Source organism: Aquabacterium parvum (assembly GCF_001447195.1).
Classification (GTDB): Bacteria; Pseudomonadota; Gammaproteobacteria; order Burkholderiales; family Burkholderiaceae_C; genus Aquabacterium; species Aquabacterium parvum.
On record NZ_LFRI01000222.1, the window covers coordinates 1 to 273 of the forward strand.

Here is a 273-nt window from a genome sequence, read left to right on the forward strand (position 1 = left end):
TCTGGTGCCAATCCCGCGACAAGCGCTCCTGGCTGGGCTCGACCTCGGCCAAGGCGATCATGTGCAGGTGCGGGTGCCACTGGCCCGAGTTGTCTCCCCGCTTCACTTCGTATGACCAAACAGCGCCCACAACACCTTCGAGCACAGAGCCGCGACCACGTTGCCGGCGTTTCCATAGCTCGCGCTGGGCTCTATGAAGGTGCTTAAAGCGTTCAGCCAGGTCATCACCGTTCTTCACCGTCAAAGTCACCAAAAAAGGCCTCAGAGCCGTTT

1 protein-coding gene is annotated in these 273 nt (G+C 59.7%); it reads right to left on the minus strand.

Annotated elements, in window-relative coordinates; genetic code table 11:
- Positions 1-102 precede the first annotated feature (102 nt).
- Complete coding sequence (locus ABG80_RS23755; RefSeq protein ID WP_268760951.1) at positions 103-225, minus strand: hypothetical protein; 123 nt, start codon at positions 223-225, stop codon at positions 103-105.
- Between the last annotated feature and the right edge of the window lie 48 nt (positions 226-273).

Coding starts and splice junctions, on each gene's coding strand:
- ABG80_RS23755 (WP_268760951.1), bottom strand. CDS start 225: ATGACCTGGCTGAACGCTTTAAGCACCTTCATAGAGCCCAGCGCGAGC.